Raw genomic sequence first — 23,519 nt, 5'->3', positions numbered from 1 at the left:
ATTATTGTCATAATTAATCCGAATTTTCATAATTGAATAATTAGTACTAATTTTTCCTATTTCATGTCAATAACTATTTGCTCTCTTTTTACAAGGAAGATAAATAAACCTTTTATATTAAAAGGTTTTTTGAGGTAGAACGTTTTAATAGATTCATTTTCATATGAAAAATAAATCTAATTTACTACGGAAATGAGGAGGCGTATGGTATTTTTTTCTATAAAGCGGAAAACAGGGACTATATACCAGATTAGGATTTGTAATAAGAGGTATTTTGGAATAGTTATTCATAACATATAGGACTTTTTAATTTATCTGTTTTTTGGTTTAAAAAAGCCGACCGCTCCTCGTATGAGGGCAATCGGCACTTTTAGGAAACAGTTATATCTTCCCTACTCATTGTAAACTCAATTATCCAATGGATTTAGGCTCTCTTCTCCTGTCATATCAGCAATCATCGTTACAATTAATTCAATTTCTTGTTCGATGTCTTGGATACTCGCTGTTTCAACAGGAGAATGCATATATCTCAACGGGAGTGACACCAAGGAAACAGGCACTCCTTTCCCTGTAAGTCGCATTTTATCGGCATCCGTACCTGTCATACGAGGTGTTAACTCATACTGCACATCCATATTTAACTTCTTCGCTGCTTTTTCGAGCAACTGATTAATCTTAATGTTGATTGGTGCCCCTTTTGCAAAAACAGGGCCTCCCTCTAATGTTATATCTCCGTGCTTATTTTGATTAACTCCAGGGTAATCTGTTGCAAATGTCACATCACAAGCTATTGCCATTGTGGGTTCAATACCTGCAGCGGCAAAATATGCACCGCCCATATTCGTTTCTTCATTTACCGTGCTTGCTGCATATACCCCAACATTAATATCTTTTTCGGAAAGCTGTCTCAGTACTTCCGCAACAATAAATGCACCAGTCCGATTATCCAAGCCACGTCCAGCAATATAGCGATCCATTAAAATTTCAGGTTCTGTTTTATATACACAGAGATCTCCGATTTGTACGTGCTTTACGGCTTCTTCTTTGGATTTATAGCCACAATCAATGAACAAATCGGATAGGTCAAAGTCATTTTTCAGCCCGCCATGATGTTGTGCATTCACACCGATTACACCGGTCACGCTATCGTTATACCCAAGCACAGTTACACGCATACCAACCGCAGCTTTTGGATTAATACCGCCCATTTTATCGAAATGCAAATAACCATTTTCATCAATCCGGTTAATAACAAGCGCAATCTCATCGCAATGCCCTGCAAGCAAGATTTTAAAAGGAGCGTTCGCATTTAATACACCAATAGCATTTCCTGCATTATCCGTACGTATTTCATCGGCAAAATCCTTGACATAGTTTATCCATTTCTTCTGAATTTCCATTTCCATACTTGATGGAGATGGCGTGTTTAATAATTCCAGTAAAAACTGCTGATTTATTTGTGTCATCTATACTACCTCCTCAGGCTATTCATCCAACTAATTTCCATGATAGCAAAATTTGGATCAAAGGCGCAAGCGCCCATTTAGCAACGTACGAACTGGTGACTACGGCGTTCGACACATGACATGTCGGTTTTTATTTGAAGATCCATGTTCTCGATATGTCATTTTATCGGACTTTTTGAACAACCTCTCTAAATAAAGTTTACTGTCAAATTTTTATAACTTACCACCAAAAAAGAGCACATTTGTTTACGTATCATCATTTTAGCCTTACAATTTTACTCAGTACAAATTCGTAAAAGGAGTGATTGCTCATGCATCTTAATCAATGGTTTGAAAGAGGTATGAACCCAGACACTTATATTGAATCCATGGAAAAGAACAAGGAAGATTTATTGCATATTTATGATCATTTTTCTTTACCAGTTGACGACGCATTTTTTAATGAAATCCGAGAAAAAAATCTTCGTGCTATTGTGTTGACGGAAGATTGGTGTGGGGATGCGATGCTGAATATCCCAATTTTATTAAAACTATCCGAGGCAGCTAATATGCAAGTTCGGATGCTTTTGCGTGATCAAAATTTAGAATTAATGGACCAGTACTTAACAAATGGTAAAGCGCGTTCTATTCCGATTTTCGTTTTCATTAATGAAAATGGAGAAGAAGTCGCTAAATGGGGACCGCGTGCAGCAGAACTCCAACAATTTGTTGATCATTCTCGTGCTTCCCTTCCCCCACAGGATGCGCAGGATCACGATGAAAAAGCAAAGGAAATGTATTTATTTATATCTAAGTCCTATCGGGATAACCAAGATTTTTGGCTTGCCGTTTATAACAGTTTAAAAGAAACATTAGCGAAAGCATAGATTCTAGTGAAGCGAGTACTGACAAAGAATAAGTATTGTCAGTACTCGGGATTTTCTTCTTGATAAGTTTGAATAACCCTGCCCTCTTAGCTCATACTAAACTGTAAATACATTTCGCTTAAAGGTGATGCTATGAGTATTCGCTTTCTTAAATATATTTATTTTCGTTTACCGACAGCCGTTAAGCTCCTGGTTACCATATTTATTCTAATGACATTCTTCGGAACAATGATTCACTTGTTTGAGCCGGCCCAATTCCCAACAATATTCGATGGTATTTGGTGGGCTTTTGTTACAGGGGCAACTGTTGGCTACGGTGATTATGTTCCCCTAACTCCGACCGGGAGAATCATCGCGATCCTACTTATTCTTTCCGGTGGTGGTTTAATTGCCTTTTATATTAGTTCATTATCTACTGCTACAGTAAAACATGAGCAGGACCTTGAAAGTGGAAGACTCCCATTTAGAGGGAGGAATCACTTTATCTTTATCGGTTGGAATGAACGCACCAAACAATTAATTCATATTGCCTCTGAAAATTACCCAACAACGCGTATCGTTCTTATTGACCGAACGCTGCGTCACCTTACCTTTCAGGAATATCCTGTTCATTTTATTCATGGGGATGCTAGCGAAGACACAATATTAGAAAAAGCCAATATTGATTATGCTGACTGTGTTCTAATAACATCGGAATTAAATAAAAGTGAGCGTCAAGCAGATAATTATACGATCCTAGCAACAATTGCTATTCGTGGAAATAATAGGAAGATACCAATCGTTGCCGAAATCTTGTCCAAAATCCAAATTGAAAATGCTTTGCGAGCTGGTGCAACGACAATTATCCGCTCGAATGACTTTATGAGTGGTTTATTTTTTCATGAGTTAAGCCATGCCAAAACCGCCACCCCATTTGAAGATGTAATTCAATTATTGACACAGCAGCAATTTTCCCATTTACTGCTGCCTCGTGAGTTAGAAGGCAAATCATTTCATCAGATTTCCAACCATCTGTTAAAAAAAGGATACTTAACGCTTGGATTTATTCGTGATGAAAAATACCACATACATCCTGATGCAAACCAAACCTTAAGAGGGAATGATACATTAATCTCCATCACACATTGGTAACCACTTCTATCATTTCTCAAGTATTCTTTTGCTAGAATTAATAGTTTGTGCTATAATCGTATATTGTGTAAAAAGAAACGAATTTATATATAGGAGTTGTTCAGCATGACAAACAAATTTGAAGCTGGTCAAATTATAGACGGAAAAGTTACAGGAATTCAGCCATACGGAGCATTTGTTGCTTTAGATGAAGAAAACCAAGGTTTAGTTCACATTTCAGAAATTACACACGGATATGTGAAAGATATCAATGAGCACTTAACTGTTGGTGACGAAGTGAAAGTAAAAGTAATGAATGTAGACGAAGCAAAAAACAAAGTATCCCTTTCAATCCGTGCTACAGAAGAGGCACCAAAGAAGCCTGCGAAAGAGAAAAAAGCACAACCTACTTTCCAACAAGACAATGATACAGCAGGATTTAACACACTTAAAGATAAGCTGCAAGAGTGGATCGATCAATCAGCAAAAAAATAAGAAACAAATTAAAACATACACATTGAAGGATTCAACTTCGTTGTGTATGTTTTTTTGTATGCAAATCCAAATTGCATCATTCTTGATTTCACTATCCTTATCGGATAAAGTTAAGTTATGCAGTTGATTGCAATTAAAGGAGGATGTCAATGTCACACGTTTCATTTACCTATGATAAAGCTCTAAAATTTTTCGACCAGCACGAGGTTGATTACTTAAGCCCATTTGTGGAATCAGCACATCATATGCTACATGAAAAAACTGGCCCGGGTAACGATTTTCTTGGCTGGATTGATTTACCCGAACACTATGATAAAGAAGAATATGCACGTATAAAGAAAAGTGCAGAGAAAATCAAAAATGATTCCGACATATTGCTTGTTATTGGTATTGGCGGGTCTTATCTTGGCGCACGTGCAGCACTAGAGATGCTCAATCATTCTTTCCAAAACCTACTTACGAAAGAGGAACGAAAAGTACCACAGGTTATCTTTGTTGGTCATCATTTAAGCTCAACTTATATGAGTGAACTATTAGAGCTATTAAAAGATAAGGACTTTTCTATTAACGTTATTTCTAAAAGTGGAACAACAACAGAACCTGCTGTTGCTTTCCGTATTTTTAAAAAATACTTAGAAGAAAAATATGGTGCTGAAGAAGCAAAAACGCGTATTTATGCTACTACAGACCGGGCAAAAGGCGCTTTAAAAACTTCTGCAGACCAAGCTGGTTATGAAACATTTGTAATTCCAGACGATGTTGGTGGCCGTTATTCTGTTCTTACCGCTGTTGGATTACTCCCAATTGCAGTAAGTGGCATTTCCATTGATGATATGATGCAGGGTGCTAAGGATGCAATGCATGACTTAGCTGAGCCAACACTGGCTAACAACCCAGCCTATCAATATGCAGCGGTTCGCAATGTTTTATATAACAAAGGCAAGGTTACAGAGCTTCTGATTAACTATGAGCCAAGCTTACAATACTTCTCCGAATGGTGGAAGCAATTATTTGGCGAAAGTGAAGGAAAGGATCAAAAAGGGATTTACCCTTCCTCTGCTAACTTCACAACAGACTTGCATTCACTTGGTCAATATATCCAAGAAGGGCGTCGCAATATATTTGAAACAGTTCTTCACGTGAATGCTGCGAAAAAGAATTTAACACTAGAAGCAGAAGAAAATGATTCAGATGGTTTGAATTATCTAGCTGGAAAAACCATTCATGAAATCAATGATAAAGCATTCCAAGGTACAATGCTCGCACACACGGATGGAGATGTTCCAAATCTCATCGTGGAATTGCCTGCACTTGATGCTTATACATTCGGTTACATGGTTTACTTCTTTGAAAAAGCATGTGCTATTAGCGGCTACTTACTTGGTGTGAATCCATTTGATCAACCTGGTGTAGAAGCGTATAAGAAAAATATGTTTGCACTGCTTGGCAAGCCTGGATTTGAAGAAGAAAAAGAAGCATTAGAGAAACGCTTGTAATTAATATTTGAAAAGCACCGTCGCCTCAAATTAAGAGTGCGAACGGTGCTTTTTTATTAATATAATTCGACGCTTGAAATCTTCCACATATTTCCTTCCTTGCTCAACCGCACCTCTTCTAGTATCTTATGGTTGTCCCCCCCTAGTAATTGATAGGTTTCTTGATTGGTCGCATGATCCGTTCGAATAATATAGCTCAATTCATTAGAATTTACTTTACTTAGGTTAAAATCAAGATTAATTACTATATCATTAACAACTTCTTCTGCTTTCCTTTCGACTGCATAATAATAGAGTGAGATAATCTCCATTGATGAGAGCTTTTCAAGTAATGAGATATCTTGTTCCTCTACATATTCCATATATGTCTTTGGTGTAGAACTTAATATTGGCCAACTATTCACCTCATGAATATCCTTTAACTGTAACTCTTCGAATTTTTCGTCAAAAAAAAGGAATAGTTTATTTGTTAAAATCCAAAGACGATCTCCTTTTTCCCAATCGTTTGCTTCATATAACTTAACAGCTCCGTTCACAATCTCCCAATACTTAGAGTCCCTATGCTCGTTAACAAAATGTAATAACTCATCCCTTGCATCTTGATTTAGGGTAGCAGGATACGAATACTCACCAGCTTCGATATAGCCCTCTAAATACCAATGTACAACATTTCGCAAAAATGTTTCTTCAAATAAAACATTTTGCGCCTCTGGATAATCATTAAACAGATCCTCAATTTCCAATAAGATTGTGTCAAACTCATGCCAAGGAATTTGTTGTTCATTATAGATACCAGGTGCATACAGATCAATTTTTGTTTCTACTAATTCTAAATAGCGTTCAAACCATTCCATTTTCTGTAACCTTTCGTTATTTCCGATAATCCAGAAATAGTCCATTTGAACCTTTATTGCTGGCGATTCAAATTCTTCAGGTTTGAGGACAAACCCTTGTTCATCCAGCAACTTTAAAAATGCCTTTATATCAGAAGGCCCTGAATAATTTAATTTATCATGCTGTACTTCTAGTAAAGCCTTTTGTTCACCACTAGTAAACGCATATTTTTCAAATAGTTTACTCATATATGCCTGCAATGAAGCTTCCATTTCGTACATTTTATTTTCGAAATCATAATTTTGCCCGATTGATTCTCCAGCTTCATTCAATTGTTCAATTGCTTGCTCGGGAGTTGTAAATAAATAATCGATTTCCGACTTTATCTGTTCAAACGACTCTGGTTGACTTGTTAATTCAAACTGCTTCACAAGACGTTCTGCCTGTTTGACCTCCCGAAACGATTCCACACTTTCTATCCCAAGTTCCTTGCGAAAAGTTTCTTTCTTTTGCTGAAAATAAAGTTTCAAATATTCAGCTTCTCTATCCCCTTGATGTTCATCATTAATAAAAGGAAGTGCAACAACCATAAACAAAAGCATTCCCGCTATTATCGCAACAGTTGGCAACAACCGTCCCCACTTTGACCTTTTCCTAGCAAAAATAGAATGCATAACTGTTTTGGTATTTGTATATTCCGGCAATTTGTTATAGTCATCTTTCATTTCGTGAAGCATCTTTTCCAATGGCTTATCATCCATTCTGGTAAACCTCCTCTCCAATCGATGTTTCAAAAATCTCCTTTAATTTCGCTTTGCCTCGATGAATTCTAGTCTTCACAACGGATAGTTTAATATTTAGAATAAGCGCGATCTCATCATAGGATTTATCATGGAAATAATATAAAATTAATGGGATTTTATATTTCGCATCCAGTTTTTGTATACATTCATGCAAAAATAAATGCTCCTGTTTTTCGAAATAATAGCTATTTTTTATTGTTTGCAATTGGCTTTGCCTCGCCTTATCTATAAGCTTTCTGTCTCGTTTTTGCTTTCTGTATTGGTCTCGAACTACATTTAATGTAATTTGATAGACCCAGGTTGTAAATTTCCCTTTATGAAACTGATGTGATTTTCGATGAATTCTAATAAAAGTTTCCTGCACAATATCTGGAATATTTTCTTGTTTAACACCAAATTGATAAGCAAATCGTTCAATCACAGGTTTATATGTATCTATTAATTGCTCAAAAGCATCTTCATCCTTAATTTTTGCTCCGTTAACTAGCTCCGTTTCATCCACCTATACCCCCTCCTTTCTCCCACTATGTATGTAACGAAAGTTTCTCGGTAAATGTTTCTTAATTCATTAACTTTATAAAATTGGGTATTGTTTAATGTGTTTGGTGCTTCCTGGAAATTTCGCAGAACAGAAAATATCTAGTTTATCTCCTTCTTAAAAAGGTTATCACGGTTGATTTTTTCTGCTACCTTTGTAAACCGATCGTGATAAGCCTTGTCTCGTTTTACTCTTCTATGAGTTACCGAATTCTCAGCGGCAAGAGCACACGTTCGAGTACCCCAATAAATGGTTTTCACGAAGTGTCTGAGACTGTCCCCACAAAAAGTTCGATTGCCTCGAACAGCCCGGGCGGCGGAAGCTACTAAAAACTTAACAAACAATAATTAGTTCGCGGTTTATATTTTTCACATAAAAAAATTTAAAAATCCCTGTTTATATTTTTTATTTCGGGGTAATACTATAACTGTAAGACTTTCTCGTATTCCCCCTGTAAGCAAGGCGTTTAACGCTTTGCTTTTTTTTTCGTTTCCTCTAAGCTTTTCTAGCAAGTAAGAAAGTAAAAACTTCCTGCTTGCACAAGTGCAACTAGCATCGCCGAAAAGCTTGGCAAATGTCAAGATTACTAATTATAATAGCATTAACGACTTTATAGGAGGCATTTTATGAGTATTTTCGAAGAATTATATGACCGTAAAAATACAAGATCTGTTAAATGGGATATGCTGCAAGCAATGTTCCAATCAGAGGACGTACTACCGATGTGGGTTGCTGACATGGATTTTAAAGCTCCCGAAGCTGTTAATGAAGCACTAATAAAACGCGCTCAGCATGGAATTTACGGATATACTATTATCGATGAGACAGTGTCAGGCTCAATCGTCAATTGGTTAGAAAAAAGACATAACTGGAAAATTGATCCTGCCTGGTTATCTTACAGTAACGGTGTTGTTACAAGCCTACATATTGCTGTACAAGCTTTCACAGAGCCACAGGATAAAATTCTCATTCAGACTCCTGTCTATCCACCATTTTATAATGTAATCGAAGCCCATGATCGTGAAGTAATCAAGAATCCACTCGTTAATAAGGATAATTACTATACAATCGATTTTGCAGACTTTGAAAACAAATTAAAACTTGGTGTGAAAGCATTCATCTTATGCTCCCCACATAACCCTGTTGGTCGTGTGTGGAAACAAGATGAGCTGGAAGAAATGGCAAGGTTATGTTTGAAATATGATGTTATGATTCTTTCGGATGAAATTCATGCGGACCTTGTGTTCCCAGGGCAGAAGCATATCCCGATTGCTTCACTTTCTGAAGAAGTTGCCAATCATACTATTACGTGTATGGCTCCATCGAAAACATTCAATCTTGCTGGACTGGATGCATCCTATGTGATTACAACCAATACCGAAAACCGAAAAAAGCTTGATGCATCATTTAATAAACAAGGCTTTCATAACCAATTAAATACAATGGGAAATACCGCAATGGAAGCAGCATATACACATGGCGAGCCTTGGCTTGAAGAATTAAACAGCTTGCTTGAAAGTCATACCAATTATGTAACTGAAATGTTCGACCAGCATATACCTGAACTAAAAGTTGTGAAAACGGAAGGTACTTACCTTCTTTGGATTGACTGCAGTGCACTAAATATGGATAGTAAGTCTTTGAATAAATTTATGATTGAAGAGGCAAAGGTTGGCTTGAATACTGGGGCATCTTATGGAGAAGCTGGCGAACAATTCATGCGTATGAATATCGCCTGTCCACGTGCAACTTTAGAAGAAGGTGTCAAACGGATAATCGGTGCCGTACAAACATTAACTAAATAAATACGATAAAACACATGATCACTCCAGTTGATCATGTGTTTTTTGCTAAAAAAATGGCGATCATTTTTTCCACCGCACCCAAGAAACAATAGAGAATGGAAGCGAAAGAATCAAAAAAAACACTAATAAAATCCATGGATACTCGATCACTACATCAGACTGCCATGGCCAGAGAAACCTGTTCATTCCATAACACTCCTTTATTTAGATGAGACTTTAGTAAATATCCTTCGTATGACAGTCACAACCAGCAATAGAAATGGTAAAACAATTAACAATGGAACCCATAAATGAAGGGGAAAAATATGAATACCGACATAGATATGTTCACTTAAATTTGTTGACATCGTCATTCCTAACATGTAGGTAATGATAGCTACAGGTAAAATTAGATATCGGCTCGAACTTAGATTCAATAACAATTGCATCGAACGAACTGCCGCAAAAAAATAAAGCGTTAATTTAGCAAAAGCAGTGAGAACCATAACTAAGCTTACGATTGCATCTAGGTTGTCAAGGAAATCAGCAATCGATATTTGTTGCATTAATGTATAAACGGGAAATAGGGTACGTTCTAAAATACTTTCTCCGAAGACGAGCGATTGCATCAGACTAAGTATAGCAATCGTTATTCCGGATACAATTGCTGCGATAATTGTTACCTTCATTACCTTTTCCGTTTCTTTGACTAATGGCCAAATCATTGCTAATGTTAATGTCTCCGCAAATGTTTGCGTGATACCTGTCGGCCATACGGCTGTCCAAATCTTTCCCCAACCTTGTCCAACCACGGGAAGGATATAGTTAATATTCACAACATCTGAAAAAAACAGTAGAATAACCTCAATCATGAAGATTATTAACACCATCGGTAACAAGTATTCGGTTAGTCGAGCGATAACTTCAATTCCAGATGAAACCCCATACAAAACAACTAATAAAAGCGAGAGAACAATGAACCATGATGGTGTCTGTGGAAGAATCGTAACAGGGATAATTGACTTTACATCGGCTAAAATTCGCCCTGCCACATACAAAAACAAAAGTGGATATAGCCAAGCAATCGGCATACCGATCCATTTTCCAAGTTGTGCCGGAAACCATTCCACAACTGTTAAACTTGGGTTCATTTTCATTAGAGCAATATACATTAAAATCAGCATAATTCCCAATGCAGTAGAGATTAGAATTGCTAGCCACGCATCTCTGCCAGCAGATGAAGCAAACCCAAATATTACAGATGAACCAAGCTGGAAAAACACTGTAATTGTAAAAAGCTGATACACCGATATTCGTTCCATAAGATCCTCCTAAGAACTTGACGGTAAAGGATTCTCCTTAATCTTTCTGATTTGAGAATATTATTGACTGGTTAGTAAACCCGGTACCCTTTATCTTGATTTCAGTTGCTATTTCGATTTCAATTTCAGGAAAAACTTCTGCCCACTTACTTTTATACATATCATTCCACAGTTTGGGATTCGAACGATAAACCGCATGTCCAATGCCAAAGACATCTGATTGTAATTCTTTTTGAGCTTTATTCACCGTTAATTCAAGCCTTTCTTTAACCTCATCTTCAAACATTTTTTTAACCTTTTGAATATTTTCTGGATCATTCAAATCGAACGTTGAGGAGTTTTCAAAGATTTCTACTTCTCCATAGCTATCGACTTTTATTTTCACGTTATCCTTCGATACAGTTGGCTTAATCTTAGATGATACTTGCAGTATTTCTGCCCCTATTTGCCCTCCGCCTTCATTACCTGGAACTGTCAGAGATATCGCTCCAGATACAAATTCATCGCGCATCCATAAAAGACCTCGAGATTCTTTATCATCCATCCATCCTACTAATTTATCTCCCTTAAAGATTGCTGCGCCATTTAGCGACGGAACCATATCTGAGGAATTATTCTCTTTTTCTAATGGCTCACTTGAAACTTCTGAAGCAAAGGGTTCATCACCATCAGCTAACATGCGGGTCAAAAAATCCCTTACCTTAACTTCCAGCCCCGCCCCTCTTTTTTCTTGTTCTCTAATTTCCTCTGTCGTCATACTTTCAATCTGAGGTTTTAAGTTTAACTTATCATTTGCCTTTCCCTTCGCAAATAAAATTGTGCTACCTAATTGCGGTTGCCTGAACCTTGTGAAGAAATCAAGTACAGAAGAAACACCTTCCGTTGCCAACTCTTCCCCTATAATAAGCACATTACTCTGACCAAAGAAAACCTCTCTGGACAACTTCAACTGAATTTGTCGATATGCTTCCATAATATCTTGCCCCTCTTCCGAGACCACTATTGTTGTTTCAGATCCCCCAGATCCTTTACCAGCTTGAGGGCCAAGGTTTTTTGGAACTGCAATTTGTAAGCTAAGCAGAATATTTTTATTTTCCCCTTTATCAATTGCAATACCAGTGACTAAGGCGATATCAATTACCTCGGTCCTACCCCAGCAACTCGTAAGGAGTGGTATCATCACGATAAGTAAGATTAACCTACATTTTCGTTTCATATACGTTTCCTTTCCGCTTCGACATAAGTTGTTAAATGGTTAGAAAACTTGGCATTTGTCTATTTAGGCGAATGCCTTAGTTGCACTTATTCAGAGAGGCTTCCCTCAAAGTTGGATAGAGGTTTTGAAAAAAAGTCGGTTTTTTCACCGATTTCTTCCAATCTGATCTACTACATCTGGAAAGCCGCATTAGCGTTTTTCTTATTGATTCGGACCAGGACGTGAATTATGCTTAATACGATTCGCTTTATTTTTCCCTAGATAGCCTGGGCGCTTGTTCATCGCCCACCATGGTGCCCTAACAAATATATCCTTCAAATTAGTTGTATCCAACGGAGCAACTGGTGAAAAGTATGGAACGCCAAACGACCGGAGTCGTAAAATATATATTTGTAACGTTATCACACCTAAAAAAACTCCATACAGACCCATAAATCCAGCAAGAAACATCATTGGAAAGCGAAGAATTCGAATAGTGTTAGCTTGTTCATATCCTGGAATAATAAATGAAGCAATCCCAGTTGTTGCGACAATAATGACCATTGGACTAGAGACAATCCCAGCGTCAACGGCAGCTTGCCCAATTACTAATGCCCCGACAATACTTACAGCCGATCCTACTGCTCGGGGTAGGCGAACTCCAGCTTCTCGCAATCCTTCAAAAGCAACTTCCATAATTAACGCTTCAATAAGTGCAGGAAAAGGAGTGGCCTCCCGTGCAACAGCTAAACTAAGTAATAAACTGGTTGGAAGCATTTCCTGATGAAAAGTTGTCACAGCAACATAGAGCGATGGTAACAATAGGGAGATAATTAAAAACAAATAGCGTAACATTCGAATAAACGAAGACGTAATATAACGCTGATAATAATCCTCAGGACTTTGAATCAATTGAAAAAACGTTTGTGGAGCAATTAGGCAAAAAGGCGTATTATCAATGATAATGCCGACGCTCCCTTCTAATAAGCTTCCAACTACTTTATCCGGACGCTCGGTATGACCAACTAAAGGAAAAACAGAAAATGGGTTATCGTCGATTAACTCTTCGATATATCCACTTTCTAAGATAGCGTCAATATCTATTCGATCAATCCTTTCATGAATCTCCTGAACTAACGAATCTTCCGCAATGCCTTCGATATATGTAATGACGAGATCAGTTTTCGATAATCGTCCTACTTTTTTTTGTTCCATTTTTAACCGAGGTGTTTTCAACCTTCTACGGATTAAACTCGTATTTGTCCTTAAGTTTTCTGTAAATCCATCCCGCGGCCCTCGAACTACTACCTCCGACTCTGGCTGTTCAATTGCTCGTTTCTCCCATCCCTTTATACTAATAAATAATGCATCTGGCATTTTATCAATTAATAAAACCGTATTTCCCGATAAAATATGATCGGTAACATCTTGCAGTTTTTGACTACTAGTAACATCAGCTGTAGTAACAACTCGTTCTAACAGCTGTTTAATTGAAGTAATTCCCGCATTTAACTCCTGTTCATCCCAATTCAATAACGGTTTCAATACGTCGGAATCCATTAATTGTTGGTTGACAAGCCCATCTAAAAAAATAAGCATTCCTTTTTTATTCCCGATATGCAGCTCACGATAGACGATATCCGAAGATTTTTCGAACACCGCCTTTAACTCGTTTACATCATTCTCCAATTCACCTTTAAGTACTTCGCTTTGAAATGGACTCGACTGTTCTTCAAGAGGGTGTTCACTGTTAAAAAATTTAAATAGCTTATTAATACTTTTAATGATAATATCCCCCCTCTATCAATCATACAAATTATTCTTACCTGTTTTTGGGGTATTATGTATGGTGGTGTAACATTTATCCTGTTCAATATTTGTCACATTTCAATTGCTCATTATTTGTAGCCAAAAAAAACGGCTTGCTAATAAAATGGATAACAAGCCGATCGATTCTTTAATTTTTCTCATTCAATTAATATATTTCTACTATTCCTCTTGTTCCTCATTAAATTCTGTCGGGTCTGTTGGAGCATCTTCTGACTCCCCCGCTCCATCTTCTTTTTTAATCACACCACAAATAATTCTTGCTCCAGAATTCCCACTAGGCTGACTTACCCCATCATCTTGATTTTCTGTAACAATTAATGAGGTCCCACCTTTTTCAAAAAGCGAATTCTTCCCATCTAACAATGTCGCCTCTGCGAGCATTAGCTCTACATCAACAAGTCCTGCACCATCTGCTTCAATGTTCGGCAAATCACCAAGATGTGCACCATCCGGGTGCATAAGCCCATGCTCTTTCCCTTCCGGATCTAAATGATTTCCAGAGCTTTTAAAGTCCGGTCCTTTACAAGCCGGGTACTCATGAACATGAATTCCGTGAAAACCTGGAGCCAGCCCTTCAAGTGTAAGTTCGATTTGCACACCCTCTGCAGCTTCATTTAACAAAGCTGTTCCAACTCTATCTCCGGTGCCATTATACATTTCAACTGACTTACTCGTAATTTCATCGGAGGATTGGCAAGCAGTTAACAAAAGTAAGGTAATGAAAACAACCATAAAACGCATGTAAAAAATCTCCTTTTGCATTCCTTTATACTCAGTATTTGCAACAAGGTATTAATCTAAACAAAAAAGCCTCCTATTTTTAAAGAATAGGAGGCCTTGCTTTTACTTAAGTATGATCTGTCGTGTGTCGATTATTTTCCAATTGTTGCTGATATTGCTTATTAAATTTTCGTTCATCTTTTCTCGATTTTTTAACCATCAGGTACATTGCAACGACTGCTAAAATGATAAAAATTGTCAATGCAATAACAGCTGGAATATATTCCGTCTTATCTTCTGGAAAATAGAGAAACGGCATCATCAATCTTCACATCCTTCTCCATCAATTATAACAAACTTCTACTATTAGCCAACTAACAGAATTAAATATTCGCAAATTCGCCCTATTTTTGGCAAACTAGAGCTAAGGAAGGTGATTTGATGTCTGAAATTACAACTGGAAGTTTGGTAAAGGCGCATTACCGTTCAGGAACATATCTTGGTGTTGTAAATGAGCTTAGGGGCGAGAACTATCTGGTTGAAGTTCTAGCTGTCCAAAAACATCCATTACAGGGAGACCTACACAATTACGGAAAGCTAGATGACGTGTTTTTTCATGAACGAAAAGCATTAGCCTTTCACGAAAAAATGAACGTTAAAAAAGCAGCAGTTAAAAAGTATGAGGGTGAAATTCCAGACTACGGTAAATCTTTAAAAGAAGCAGTAGAGGAATATATGGAAAAACTAGCAGCAGAGGATATTCCATTTAACAAGTTGGCACGTCAAAAACTCGATAGTTTGGAGAATACGTATTACAGAAAATTGTACAATCAAAAAAATAAAAGCTAGAGATTAATATCATCTAGCTTTTTTCTGTACACTGTAAGCACCATACCTGTCCAGTTTGTAGTCGCTTACCTTGTTTTCATCTTATTCACCTAAATGTTCTTTAATTACTTCAGCAACACCGTTTAATGCTTCTTCCTCATCATTTCCAGTAGCACTGATTTCGATTTCAGATCCTTTTGGTATACCTAGTGACATAACACCCATAATTGATTTTAAGTTAACTTTCTTACCTTTATATGAAATTTCAACCTCAGAGTCATATTGGCCAGCTTTATTAACTAATAAAGTTGCAGGCCTTGCATGTACACCAGTTTCAGCAGTAATTGTAAATGTTTGTGATTTCATTATAAATCATCCTTCCAAATCTATTTTATACTATTTTTTCAAACATTTATGTTATGTGATTCACATAAACCTACATCTATTATATACAATTACAGAAATTAATGAAAGAAATAAGCTAAAAAAAATCGTACACTGCCGAAATTTGTCTTTCATTACCTGTTATGATAACGTTATTTTGAAACGAAATGCTTCAGATACAAGGAGGAAATTAAATGAGTGTTCACATAGGTGCAAAACAGGGTGAAATTGCCGATAAAATTCTGTTACCAGGAGACCCGCTTCGCGCAAAATATATTGCAGAAACTTACTTAGAAGACGCTAAAGTTTACAACGAAGTACGTGGGATGTTAGGTTATACCGGAACATATAAAGGGGAACGTGTTTCTGTACAAGGTACAGGAATGGGAGTACCATCCATTTCTATTTATGTTAATGAGCTAATTCAAAGCTATGATGTCAAAAAACTGATTCGCGTCGGAACATGTGGAGCGATTCAAAAAGATGTCAAGGTTCGGGATATCATTTTAGGACAAGGCGCAACAACGGATTCACAAATGAACCGATTAATTTTTAATGGCATTGACTATGCGCCAATAGCAGATTTTGAGCTACTTAAAAACACGTATGATGCCGGCATTGAAAAAGGCCTTAACCTTCGTGTTGGTAACATTTTTACCAGTGATACATTCTATCGTGATAATGCAAAAGAAGTAAATGAGTTGCTTGCGAAGTATAATGTTTTAGCAATTGAAATGGAATCAACAGCACTTTATACTCTTGCAGCAAAATACGGACGCAAGGCTCTGTCTGTACTTACGGTGTCTGACCACATCTTAACTGGAGAAGAAACAACAGCAATGGAACGTCAAACAACCTTTAATGACATGATGGAAATCGCCTTGGAAGCAATTATTAAATAAAGCTATTTATTAGGACAGTCTAACCACAGGCTGTCTTTTCCATTGTCACCCAAACCTTTTATTGGTTGACAGTATATAAAGCTGCCCTTATTATTTTCTTATAAGGGGGGAATATCCATGAGATTACGTCCAATTGACTTAACGTTTGGGGCCATGTTTGTTTGTTTAATGGCAATCGGGGCGAATATTACTGTTTGGTTTCCATTTTTGGCGATTCCGATTGGAGGAGCAACCGTTCCTGTATCCTTACAAACATTCTTCGCTATCTTAGCTGGAATGATGCTGGGGAGAAAGCTCGGGTCCATTTCAATGGTAGTTTATGCCTTTCTTGGAGCAGCAGGCTTACCGATATTCGCTGGTTTAAAAGGCGGATTCTTTCAATTCATTAGTCCAACTGGAGGGTTTATACTTTCCTTTATTTTAATTGCCTTTTTCGTTGGCTGGATGACAGAGAATCGAAAAGCTCGTTCGATTCCATACTTTATCTTTGTTGCAATTATTGGTTTAGCGATTAATTACGGTGTTGGAACTACCTATATGTATTTGGCAATGAATACATGGCTTGATTTATCGATCTCCTATCCCGTTGCGTGGGCAGGGATGATTCCATTTATGATTAAAGATGCGATATTATCAATTGTTGCAGCTCTTTTCATGCTTAGTCTTGCCAAACGGATTCCTTCCACCTTAAGGAATGTAAATATACAATAATGTCTATGCTATAGACATCCGTTTACCTAGTCAATTCTCTATGGTAAAATAACAGCAATATGGCACCAGCGAATATGCAGGTTTGATCAGTAAATTGCAGTAGGAAGGATGTTTTATAGCTTATGGAGTTATTTTTAAATTTCCCTTTATGGGCAGCTTTAGCAGCAATTGTTTTTGCTCAAGTAATTAAAATTCCAATTAAATTGATTTTCACAAGAGAGTTCCAACCAGGCCTTGCATTTAGTACTGGGGGAATGCCAAGCAGTCATTCCGCTGCTGTCACTGCACTGACAACTGCTATCGGTATCATTGAAGGTGTCACATCCAGTGTATTTGCGCTTGCATGTATATTTAGCGTGATTACGATGTTTGATGCTTCCGGTGTACGCAGACAGGCTGGGGAGCATGCAGCTTTGCTCAATCGATTAATTAAAGACTTTCAATACTTTACAGAAAGTGCGAAGGATTGGAATAAAAAAGAAGAATATGAAAAGCGCAGAGAATTGAAGGAACTGTTAGGACACCAGCCGATTGAAGTTTTTTTTGGCGGGTTAACTGGAATCGGTATTGCTTTCTTACTCTATCCGTTCTTTCAATGACACATATTAATAGAGGATGCTTTTTGTGTTAACAATAAAAAACTCCCGCTCGTTAGATTTCGGGAGTTTTTTTGTAGTTCATTAATCTTCGTTAAATTGTTGCCTGAATACTTGCATGGCTTCATCTTCATTTAATTTAATGAGTTGTTCTTCTGTCAACTCACCATTACCCATTTCAACAATATAGACTTCTAATTCCTTTTTCCCCCACTGTGCGAATACATCATCCACCGTGTGGTAAAATAAGTCAATTTTATTTCCTTTTATTGCACTACCTTTGTCAGCAACAACACCATATCCGTAATCCGGAATATAAAGAATTGTTCCTATTGGATAAATCGTCAAGTCAGCAGCAATGGTAGAATACAAGTCTCGCTTTACTTTTACTCCTGAAAACGTAATTCCATATTCTGGATGCTCTTCCGTTTTCCCGGTTGATTCGATTCCGGCCGTATAACCAGTTGCTACTACTGTTGCAACAGGATATTGGTCAAAGTCAATTGCTTCCTCAATCGTTTGCTGCGATGCAATTTCATCGCTTGAAATATAACGTTGTTTCGTTTTTGAAACGTTTAATCCCTTATGTTTTAATGTTGTTTGTCTGAGCTCTGCTGCCTTTGCCGTCATCACATTACCCGACTTCGGATGTTCTTCCCCAGCATTTGAAATGATTGTCACAGCCTGAACAAGCAAAATCATAATTAATGTCAACATTCCAACATGCAAAATAAAATTTTTGATTTTCATAATAACACCTCTTGGATGTCATCATTTCCAATCTAGTAAAATTTTATTCATCAACCTATTAGAAAACTACTTAGCATGTCACAAACTTTTGAAAAGATTTCTTCATTTTAACTATGTACATGGGATTAAATTCATTTTATAAACAGTTGCTTAGTGGATTGTTAAAACATTTGATAGCCGCTTTTACGCAGGATTTTTATAACAATCCCTGAGACAATTGCTCCAGCAAGTCCGGAAGAAAGGATAAAGATATCAGCGATCTTTAAGCTCAACAATTCTTGTCCTAATTGTGAAAATGCAGCACTTGTATTTGTAAAATATTCCATTGTTGATAGTTTATCAATAATCATAATTACAACAAACGGATAAAGGAATGCCATTAGCCATGTCCTTCTTAATAGCATGTTTAATATGAATGCGATTCCGAAAAAAATGACAAAATATAAAATAATGGAAACGATTAATTGTATCAATCCAGTAACTCCCCTCATGTAATCGATGTTAGCATACAACTGTCATTTTATACTAAAACAGAACAAAAGCGCAAGCATCCGGGGACACTGGAGCTAGACGCAACAAAAAAAGCAAAGGTTCTGCGCTTCCTTTGCTTTTTTTGTTATAGCTTACCTTATTTAATTCTAGTAAAAAATGTTAAATTTTCCTTTTTTCATTAAAAGACCAATACCGCCTAATTTAAGAAGGTAACGATTATCACTCATTTTTTTCATAACCGTTGCTTTCCAACCAAATAATTTGCGTCCTAGAACTTCAGCAATTGCATCATCATGACCAAGTGAAGCAATCGTACCTAATAGATTTGGCTCAAAAGATTGTAGCTGTTCTCCACGTACTGCCGCTCTTACATTATGCGCAACTGTGCCCGATTGCTGAATGGCAATTTGAGCTGTTGGGGGGAATGGTCTCCCTGTTTGCTCATTCATAATTAACGCACAATCACCAATGACAAACACATCATCATAATCTGGAGTACGCATATCTTTCCGAACTTCTACTTTGCCACGATTTGTTGCAAATCCAGACTGCTCAACAATTGAATTTGCCTTCACCCCCGCTGCCCAGACCGTTGTCATTGTCGGAATCTCGGTAATCTTTCCATCTTTTTCATATACAATACTATCTTCCTTACATTCCTTCAGCATTGCACCATTAATAAATTCAACACCACGAGCGGATAAGGAATTTACTGCATATTCTACAAGCTCTTCATCAAACCCTGGTAGAATTGTTGGTGCTCCTTCTACAACAATAACTCTGACTTGAGTTTTTTCAATGTCATATTCTGCACATAGTTCTGGAATTCGATTGATTAATTCACCGGCAAACTCTATTCCTGTGAATCCGCCGCCACCAACAACAATATTCAGGCGTGCATCGTTTTTTTCGGCTTCATTATGGTAATTCGCAAAGTTAAAATCCAAATGCTCTCTAACTAAACGAGCACTATTAATGTTATTAATCATTAATGCATGTTCTTCAAGTCCAGGAATACCAAATGTAGCTGATTCAAATCCTAAGCCAATAACGAGTACATCATATTTCAATTCTGTATTCGATAGTTTCACAGTTTTTTCTTCAGGCTTAATGCTAATCACTTCATCTAAAACAATATTGATTTTTCTTGAATTGATAACATCTTTTATTTTAATCTTTGTGCGGTCCGGGTGAAGTGTTCCTGCAGCATTTTCATGTAGCCAAGTTGCTTGATAGTGGTAATCATTTTTATTTACAAGGGTAATTTCAGCTTCGTTCATATGCATCGTTTTCTGTAGTTTCGAAGCTGTCATCATCCCACCATATCCTGCACCTAAAATTACAATGTGTGGTTTATTCATTCTTATTCACTACTCCATTATTTCAATTTACGTAGTCACCATAGGTCAATAAAACCTATGTGACATATTTCACTATTTACTCTTTGAAACATTGACATTCGTTAAAAGGATACTGAAGAAGGCGTTCTTGCTTTCCTAGAACCCTCTTACTACATTGAAGTATAAGCCTCTTCCTGTTTGAACGCCTTAACTGAAAGACTATACTTTATTATTTGCCTATATAAAACCCAGGTTCAATCCAGATTCTCTTTTTCTATAATTATATTAAAACTAATTTGTCATCATTCTGTAATATTCCCTCATTTATATTAGCTTTTTTCAAGAATGTTTTCAACCCTATATGTTATTTTCCTAATTGTATATTTATTAACTGTTTTTCTTAAATACTCATAAAAACATTCTCAATTATACACTTCACGAACCGGTTGTGGTACGATAGAAATGTTGATATTTATCGAAATAAATCGGGGGTTTTTTTATCATGTCTGAACAAATCTATGATGTCACAATTATCGGATCGGGCCCTACCGGATTATTTACGGCTTTCTATGGTGGCATGCGCCAAGCAAGTGTAAAAATAATCGAAAGCTTACCACATACTGGTGGGCAGCTTACAGCCCTGTATCCGGAAAAATATATATACGATGTAGCTGGATTTCCAAAGGTTCGCGCTCAAGAGCTTGTCGATAGACTAGAAGAACAGGCAAACATGTTCAATCCTGAGATTGTGCTTGGCCAGGCTATTGAAACTGTTGAAAAGCTTGAGGATGACTCATTTAGATTAACTTCCAATACAGGTGAAGTGCACCTTACAAAAACAATTATCATTACAGCAGGAAATGGCGCATTCCAGCCACGTCGTCTGAATATTGGTGAAAGCGAACGTTTCGAAGGTATTAATTTACATTATTATGTAAAAGATATGAATCAATTTAAAGATAGAAATGTCGTTCTCTTAGGTGGAGGCGATTCTGCAGTGGACTGGGCACTTATGCTCGAAAAGGTTGCCAAGAAAGTGACACTCGTTCACAGGCGTGATGAATTCCGTGCACACGAACATAGTGTAGAGCAGCTAAAAGCTTCAACTGTTGAATTATTAACACCATTTACTCCTTCTGAAATTGTTACATCTGATAAAATCGATCAACTTATTTTCCAAGAGGTAAAAGGCGATCGAACAGTTGAATTAGAAGCAGATGATGTTATTTGTAACTATGGCTTCATCTCCAGCTTAGGACCTATCAAAAACTGGGGGCTCGAAATTGAGAAGAACAGTATCCTAGTTAACACGAAAATGGAAACAAATATTCCAGGAATCTATGCTGCAGGTGATATTTGTACTTATGAAGGAAAAGTAAAACTAATTGTTACTGGTTTTGGAGAAGGACCGACAGCCATTAATAACGCTAAAAATTACATCGATCCAAAAGCGCGTATTCAACCAAAGCATTCAACAGCAATGTTTTAATCTATATAAGTCACCCGAATTTGGGTGGCTTTTTTATGTGTTAGGCAGGGATTCGAGGGAGGGTTAGCGAATGAGCATTATATCTGATTGTGAGATGCGTTCTTGTTTAAAAAAGCTTTTACGACTCTATTTTCCATTTATACGAAAGATGCTTTGCTGAGAAGATTGCCTGCTTCCCATCCCCAAAGGGAGAGAATCGAACAAAATCTGAGTATCGCTTATGCAGGCAATCAAGGCGAACGTTCATTAGAATTCCATTTGAACTTTACCCGGATGATTATTACGCGATTTTCATCACCTCCGGCTTCCATGGATAAACGGTTACCATATCCAAATCGACCTATTGCTTGTTCCCCCTCCGTATATTTATTTTAGAAGTCAAGGATATAACGGGTGAGCTTTACTTCGACGATACTGCACAACAATTAATCCAGCAAGTCATCTTCTATATTACAGGCACCAAAAAATGCATCCCATATCTTTGAGTTTGTTGTTCCATCAGCAAATCTACCATTTAAAAATCAACAGCTTGAAAAGCCGCTTTCCTCCAAAAATTCTTCCCATCACCAGTTTGATGAACTAACCTCTCTACTGCTTAAAAATCACACAGCCTTAATCACCATTGAATTAGCGAAGTATCATATTCGCGATACGCAGTCAATCAAAGGTATTCTATGTAACCAACGTCCGTTGAAGCGAGAATGGGGAACTTGGAAATGCAATCGCTGCGGCTCAGAAAACAAGCTTGCACATATCCAATCCCTGATGGATTATCTGCTTCTAATCGTTCAGGAAATAAAAAACAAAACAAACACTTTAGAGATTTCGCCCTGCTGACGTCTAGGTCGATAACGTCGAAATTACTGAACATACTACCACTAAAGCATCGTGGCACCTATAAAAACCGAACCTACCTGCTTTATTTTGTGACACTATCAAGGCTAATCAACATGTAGAAGCATGCTTAGTTGGGCTTGGGATGTATTTTATGCGCCCCTTTATTGGCGTGAGTGGGTTGTGTTTTGGTGTTTGTGGATTTGGATCGTATTTGGTGATTGGATCATATTTTACTTTATTCAGATTGTATTCTCTCCTATTTGGACTGTATTTCATCCTTGTTCGATCGTGAGCAAAGAGAGGCCCACGTACCCTCTCCAGTCCACAAAAAACGGAGCACCAGTCAGCGCTCCGCAATCTTTAACAATCTCCTGGTGTTCCGACTTTATCCTTCGTACGGAAAGATGAACCACATCCACAGGATACAATAGCGTTCGGGTTATCAATTGCAAACCCGCCACCCATCATGTTTTGTTTAAAATCAATAGTTGTTCCTTCAATAATCGGAATGTCCTGATTGAAAAAAACTACTGGAATTCCATTTATATCTTCTACAACGTCTAATTCTTCATTTATATCATATTCAAACCCTAGTGAATAAGATAATCCGCTACATCCTCCACCCTTAATTCCAAAGCGCAGATGTGCACCCGCGGATTCTTCCTGCATCATCTCTTTGATTTGGGCGCTGGCATTATCTGTCAACGTAATGACCATTTTGACGGACCTCC

General features: G+C 37.3%; 23 protein-coding genes. 10 read left to right on the top strand and 13 right to left on the bottom strand.

What is annotated here, in order from left to right; all coding sequences use genetic code 11:
• Positions 1-407: 407 nt before the first annotated feature.
• Positions 408-1,466 (bottom strand): M20/M25/M40 family metallo-hydrolase, encoded by a 1,059-nt coding sequence (locus MHH64_RS10900; RefSeq protein WP_118888803.1) that lies wholly within the window; start codon positions 1,464-1,466, stop codon positions 408-410.
• 311 nt (positions 1,467-1,777) lie between these two features.
• Between MHH64_RS10900 and MHH64_RS10895 the strand changes: the two genes are divergently transcribed.
• The 4 genes from MHH64_RS10895 (at position 1,778) to MHH64_RS10880 (ending at position 5,433) form a co-directional block, all read left to right on the top strand.
• Positions 1,778-2,332, top strand: a complete 555-nt coding sequence (locus MHH64_RS10895; RefSeq protein ID WP_340003214.1) for a thioredoxin family protein — start codon at positions 1,778-1,780, stop codon at positions 2,330-2,332.
• Positions 2,333-2,464: 132 nt separating this feature from the next.
• Positions 2,465-3,463: a potassium channel family protein gene (locus MHH64_RS10890; RefSeq protein ID WP_118888801.1), complete on the top strand. Its 999-nt coding sequence runs from the start codon at positions 2,465-2,467 to the stop codon at positions 3,461-3,463.
• Positions 3,464-3,568: 105 nt separating this feature from the next.
• Positions 3,569-3,937 carry a S1 domain-containing post-transcriptional regulator GSP13 gene (yugI, locus tag MHH64_RS10885; RefSeq protein ID WP_095309214.1) on the top strand — a complete coding sequence of 123 codons (369 nt, stop codon included), beginning with the start codon at positions 3,569-3,571 and terminating at the stop codon, positions 3,935-3,937.
• 149 nt (positions 3,938-4,086) lie between these two features.
• The gene (locus tag MHH64_RS10880) at positions 4,087-5,433 is read left to right on the top strand and encodes a glucose-6-phosphate isomerase (RefSeq protein WP_303447902.1); all 1,347 of its coding nucleotides are present in this window, start codon (positions 4,087-4,089) and stop codon (positions 5,431-5,433) included.
• 56 nt (positions 5,434-5,489) lie between these two features.
• Here MHH64_RS10880 and MHH64_RS10875 read toward each other — a convergent pair whose 3' ends face one another.
• Together MHH64_RS10875 and MHH64_RS10870 are read right to left on the bottom strand one after the other, a co-directional pair.
• The gene (locus MHH64_RS10875) at positions 5,490-7,028 is read right to left on the bottom strand and encodes a hypothetical protein (RefSeq protein WP_340003213.1); all 1,539 of its coding nucleotides are present in this window, start codon (positions 7,026-7,028) and stop codon (positions 5,490-5,492) included.
• A complete protein-coding gene (locus MHH64_RS10870) occupies positions 7,021-7,572 on the bottom strand; it encodes an RNA polymerase sigma factor (protein ID WP_251661368.1) in 552 nt (183 codons plus the stop codon). The genes MHH64_RS10875 and MHH64_RS10870 overlap by 8 nt, the downstream gene beginning before the upstream one ends.
• 662 nt (positions 7,573-8,234) lie before the next feature.
• Between MHH64_RS10870 and MHH64_RS10865 the strand changes: the two genes are divergently transcribed.
• Entirely contained in the window at positions 8,235-9,413 is a 1,179-nt protein-coding gene (locus MHH64_RS10865) for a MalY/PatB family protein (protein WP_340003212.1), read from the top strand.
• Between the two features lie 200 nt (positions 9,414-9,613).
• Here MHH64_RS10865 and MHH64_RS10860 read toward each other — a convergent pair whose 3' ends face one another.
• The 5 genes from MHH64_RS10860 to MHH64_RS10840 all read right to left on the bottom strand — a co-directional run bounded on the left by MHH64_RS10860 (position 9,614) and on the right by MHH64_RS10840 (position 14,781).
• Positions 9,614-10,714, bottom strand: coding sequence for a GerAB/ArcD/ProY family transporter (locus tag MHH64_RS10860; protein ID WP_118888797.1), 1,101 nt, complete (start codon positions 10,712-10,714; stop codon positions 9,614-9,616).
• A gap of 37 nt (positions 10,715-10,751) precedes the next feature.
• Positions 10,752-11,930: a Ger(x)C family spore germination protein gene (locus MHH64_RS10855; RefSeq protein ID WP_251661370.1), complete on the bottom strand. Its 1,179-nt coding sequence runs from the start codon at positions 11,928-11,930 to the stop codon at positions 10,752-10,754.
• Positions 11,931-12,131: 201 nt separating this feature from the next.
• The gene (locus MHH64_RS10850; protein WP_240033738.1) at positions 12,132-13,568 is read right to left on the bottom strand and encodes a spore germination protein; all 1,437 of its coding nucleotides are present in this window, start codon (positions 13,566-13,568) and stop codon (positions 12,132-12,134) included.
• 330 nt (positions 13,569-13,898) lie between these two features.
• Entirely contained in the window at positions 13,899-14,480 is a 582-nt protein-coding gene (locus MHH64_RS10845; protein WP_095309232.1) for a superoxide dismutase family protein, read from the bottom strand.
• Between the two features lie 106 nt (positions 14,481-14,586).
• Positions 14,587-14,781 carry a hypothetical protein gene (locus MHH64_RS10840; RefSeq protein WP_095309234.1) on the bottom strand — a complete coding sequence of 65 codons (195 nt, stop codon included), beginning with the start codon at positions 14,779-14,781 and terminating at the stop codon, positions 14,587-14,589.
• A 119-nt stretch (positions 14,782-14,900) separates the two neighbouring features.
• Here MHH64_RS10840 and kapB point away from each other — a divergent pair, with 119 nt between their 5' ends.
• Positions 14,901-15,308 carry a sporulation phosphorelay system protein KapB gene (gene kapB, locus MHH64_RS10835; RefSeq protein WP_095309237.1) on the top strand — a complete coding sequence of 136 codons (408 nt, stop codon included), beginning with the start codon at positions 14,901-14,903 and terminating at the stop codon, positions 15,306-15,308.
• Positions 15,309-15,389: 81 nt separating this feature from the next.
• Here the strand turns inward: kapB and MHH64_RS10830 are convergent, their stop codons facing one another.
• Positions 15,390-15,653, bottom strand: a complete 264-nt coding sequence (locus tag MHH64_RS10830; protein ID WP_095309239.1) for a phosphocarrier protein HPr — start codon at positions 15,651-15,653, stop codon at positions 15,390-15,392.
• A 212-nt stretch (positions 15,654-15,865) separates the two neighbouring features.
• On the opposite strand from MHH64_RS10830, the gene deoD reads away from it, so the two are divergent.
• From deoD to MHH64_RS10815, 3 genes are all read left to right on the top strand, one after another.
• Positions 15,866-16,573, top strand: coding sequence for a purine-nucleoside phosphorylase (gene deoD / locus MHH64_RS10825; protein WP_095309241.1), 708 nt, complete (start codon positions 15,866-15,868; stop codon positions 16,571-16,573).
• Positions 16,574-16,690: 117 nt separating this feature from the next.
• Positions 16,691-17,284: a biotin transporter BioY gene (locus tag MHH64_RS10820; protein WP_303447905.1), complete on the top strand. Its 594-nt coding sequence runs from the start codon at positions 16,691-16,693 to the stop codon at positions 17,282-17,284.
• Positions 17,285-17,406: 122 nt separating this feature from the next.
• Complete coding sequence (locus MHH64_RS10815) at positions 17,407-17,883, top strand: divergent PAP2 family protein (RefSeq protein WP_095309245.1); 477 nt, start codon at positions 17,407-17,409, stop codon at positions 17,881-17,883.
• Positions 17,884-17,964: 81 nt separating this feature from the next.
• On the opposite strand, the gene MHH64_RS10810 is transcribed toward MHH64_RS10815, so the two are convergent.
• From MHH64_RS10810 to MHH64_RS10800, 3 genes are all read right to left on the bottom strand, one after another.
• A complete protein-coding gene (locus MHH64_RS10810; protein WP_118888794.1) occupies positions 17,965-18,630 on the bottom strand; it encodes a 3D domain-containing protein in 666 nt (221 codons plus the stop codon).
• A 161-nt stretch (positions 18,631-18,791) separates the two neighbouring features.
• Positions 18,792-19,103 carry a YuiB family protein gene (locus MHH64_RS10805; RefSeq protein WP_095309249.1) on the bottom strand — a complete coding sequence of 104 codons (312 nt, stop codon included), beginning with the start codon at positions 19,101-19,103 and terminating at the stop codon, positions 18,792-18,794.
• 165 nt (positions 19,104-19,268) lie between these two features.
• A complete protein-coding gene (locus MHH64_RS10800) occupies positions 19,269-20,483 on the bottom strand; it encodes an NAD(P)/FAD-dependent oxidoreductase (protein ID WP_095309251.1) in 1,215 nt (404 codons plus the stop codon).
• A gap of 481 nt (positions 20,484-20,964) precedes the next feature.
• Here MHH64_RS10800 and MHH64_RS10795 point away from each other — a divergent pair, with 481 nt between their 5' ends.
• A complete protein-coding gene (locus MHH64_RS10795; RefSeq protein WP_118888793.1) occupies positions 20,965-21,951 on the top strand; it encodes an NAD(P)/FAD-dependent oxidoreductase in 987 nt (328 codons plus the stop codon).
• A 1,197-nt stretch (positions 21,952-23,148) separates the two neighbouring features.
• On the opposite strand, the gene MHH64_RS10790 is transcribed toward MHH64_RS10795, so the two are convergent.
• A complete protein-coding gene (locus MHH64_RS10790) occupies positions 23,149-23,505 on the bottom strand; it encodes an iron-sulfur cluster assembly accessory protein (protein ID WP_095309255.1) in 357 nt (118 codons plus the stop codon).
• Between the last annotated feature and the right edge of the window lie 14 nt (positions 23,506-23,519).

Source organism: Oceanobacillus sp. FSL K6-0127, assembly GCF_037983385.1.
In the GTDB taxonomy this organism is placed as follows: domain Bacteria; phylum Bacillota; class Bacilli; order Bacillales; family Amphibacillaceae; genus Oceanobacillus; species Oceanobacillus profundus.
Note: the sequence above shows the minus strand (reverse complement) of the source record. Positions and strands in the feature narration are given on the sequence as shown.

Bases quoted from the DNA above. Each gene is read 5' to 3' on its own strand.
- MHH64_RS10795 (WP_118888793.1), top strand. From the start codon at position 20,965: ATGTCTGAACAAATCTATGATGTCACAATTATCGGATCGGGCCCTACC.
- MHH64_RS10855 (WP_251661370.1), bottom strand. From the start codon at position 11,930: ATGAAACGAAAATGTAGGTTAATCTTACTTATCGTGATGATACCACTC.
- MHH64_RS10880 (WP_303447902.1), top strand. From the start codon at position 4,087: ATGTCACACGTTTCATTTACCTATGATAAAGCTCTAAAATTTTTCGAC.
- MHH64_RS10845 (WP_095309232.1), bottom strand. From the start codon at position 14,480: ATGCGTTTTATGGTTGTTTTCATTACCTTACTTTTGTTAACTGCTTGC.
- MHH64_RS10820 (WP_303447905.1), top strand. From the start codon at position 16,691: ATGAGATTACGTCCAATTGACTTAACGTTTGGGGCCATGTTTGTTTGT.
- MHH64_RS10875 (WP_340003213.1), bottom strand. From the start codon at position 7,028: ATGGATGATAAGCCATTGGAAAAGATGCTTCACGAAATGAAAGATGAC.
- MHH64_RS10815 (WP_095309245.1), top strand. From the start codon at position 17,407: ATGGAGTTATTTTTAAATTTCCCTTTATGGGCAGCTTTAGCAGCAATT.
- MHH64_RS10810 (WP_118888794.1), bottom strand. From the start codon at position 18,630: ATGAAAATCAAAAATTTTATTTTGCATGTTGGAATGTTGACATTAATT.
- MHH64_RS10830 (WP_095309239.1), bottom strand. From the start codon at position 15,653: ATGAAATCACAAACATTTACAATTACTGCTGAAACTGGTGTACATGCA.
- MHH64_RS10840 (WP_095309234.1), bottom strand. From the start codon at position 14,781: ATGATGCCGTTTCTCTATTTTCCAGAAGATAAGACGGAATATATTCCA.
- MHH64_RS10895 (WP_340003214.1), top strand. From the start codon at position 1,778: ATGCATCTTAATCAATGGTTTGAAAGAGGTATGAACCCAGACACTTAT.
- yugI (WP_095309214.1), top strand. From the start codon at position 3,569: ATGACAAACAAATTTGAAGCTGGTCAAATTATAGACGGAAAAGTTACA.
- deoD (WP_095309241.1), top strand. From the start codon at position 15,866: ATGAGTGTTCACATAGGTGCAAAACAGGGTGAAATTGCCGATAAAATT.
- MHH64_RS10790 (WP_095309255.1), bottom strand. From the start codon at position 23,505: ATGGTCATTACGTTGACAGATAATGCCAGCGCCCAAATCAAAGAGATG.
- MHH64_RS10865 (WP_340003212.1), top strand. From the start codon at position 8,235: ATGAGTATTTTCGAAGAATTATATGACCGTAAAAATACAAGATCTGTT.
- kapB (WP_095309237.1), top strand. From the start codon at position 14,901: ATGTCTGAAATTACAACTGGAAGTTTGGTAAAGGCGCATTACCGTTCA.
- MHH64_RS10900 (WP_118888803.1), bottom strand. From the start codon at position 1,466: ATGACACAAATAAATCAGCAGTTTTTACTGGAATTATTAAACACGCCA.
- MHH64_RS10800 (WP_095309251.1), bottom strand. From the start codon at position 20,483: ATGAATAAACCACACATTGTAATTTTAGGTGCAGGATATGGTGGGATG.
- MHH64_RS10890 (WP_118888801.1), top strand. From the start codon at position 2,465: ATGAGTATTCGCTTTCTTAAATATATTTATTTTCGTTTACCGACAGCC.
- MHH64_RS10860 (WP_118888797.1), bottom strand. From the start codon at position 10,714: ATGGAACGAATATCGGTGTATCAGCTTTTTACAATTACAGTGTTTTTC.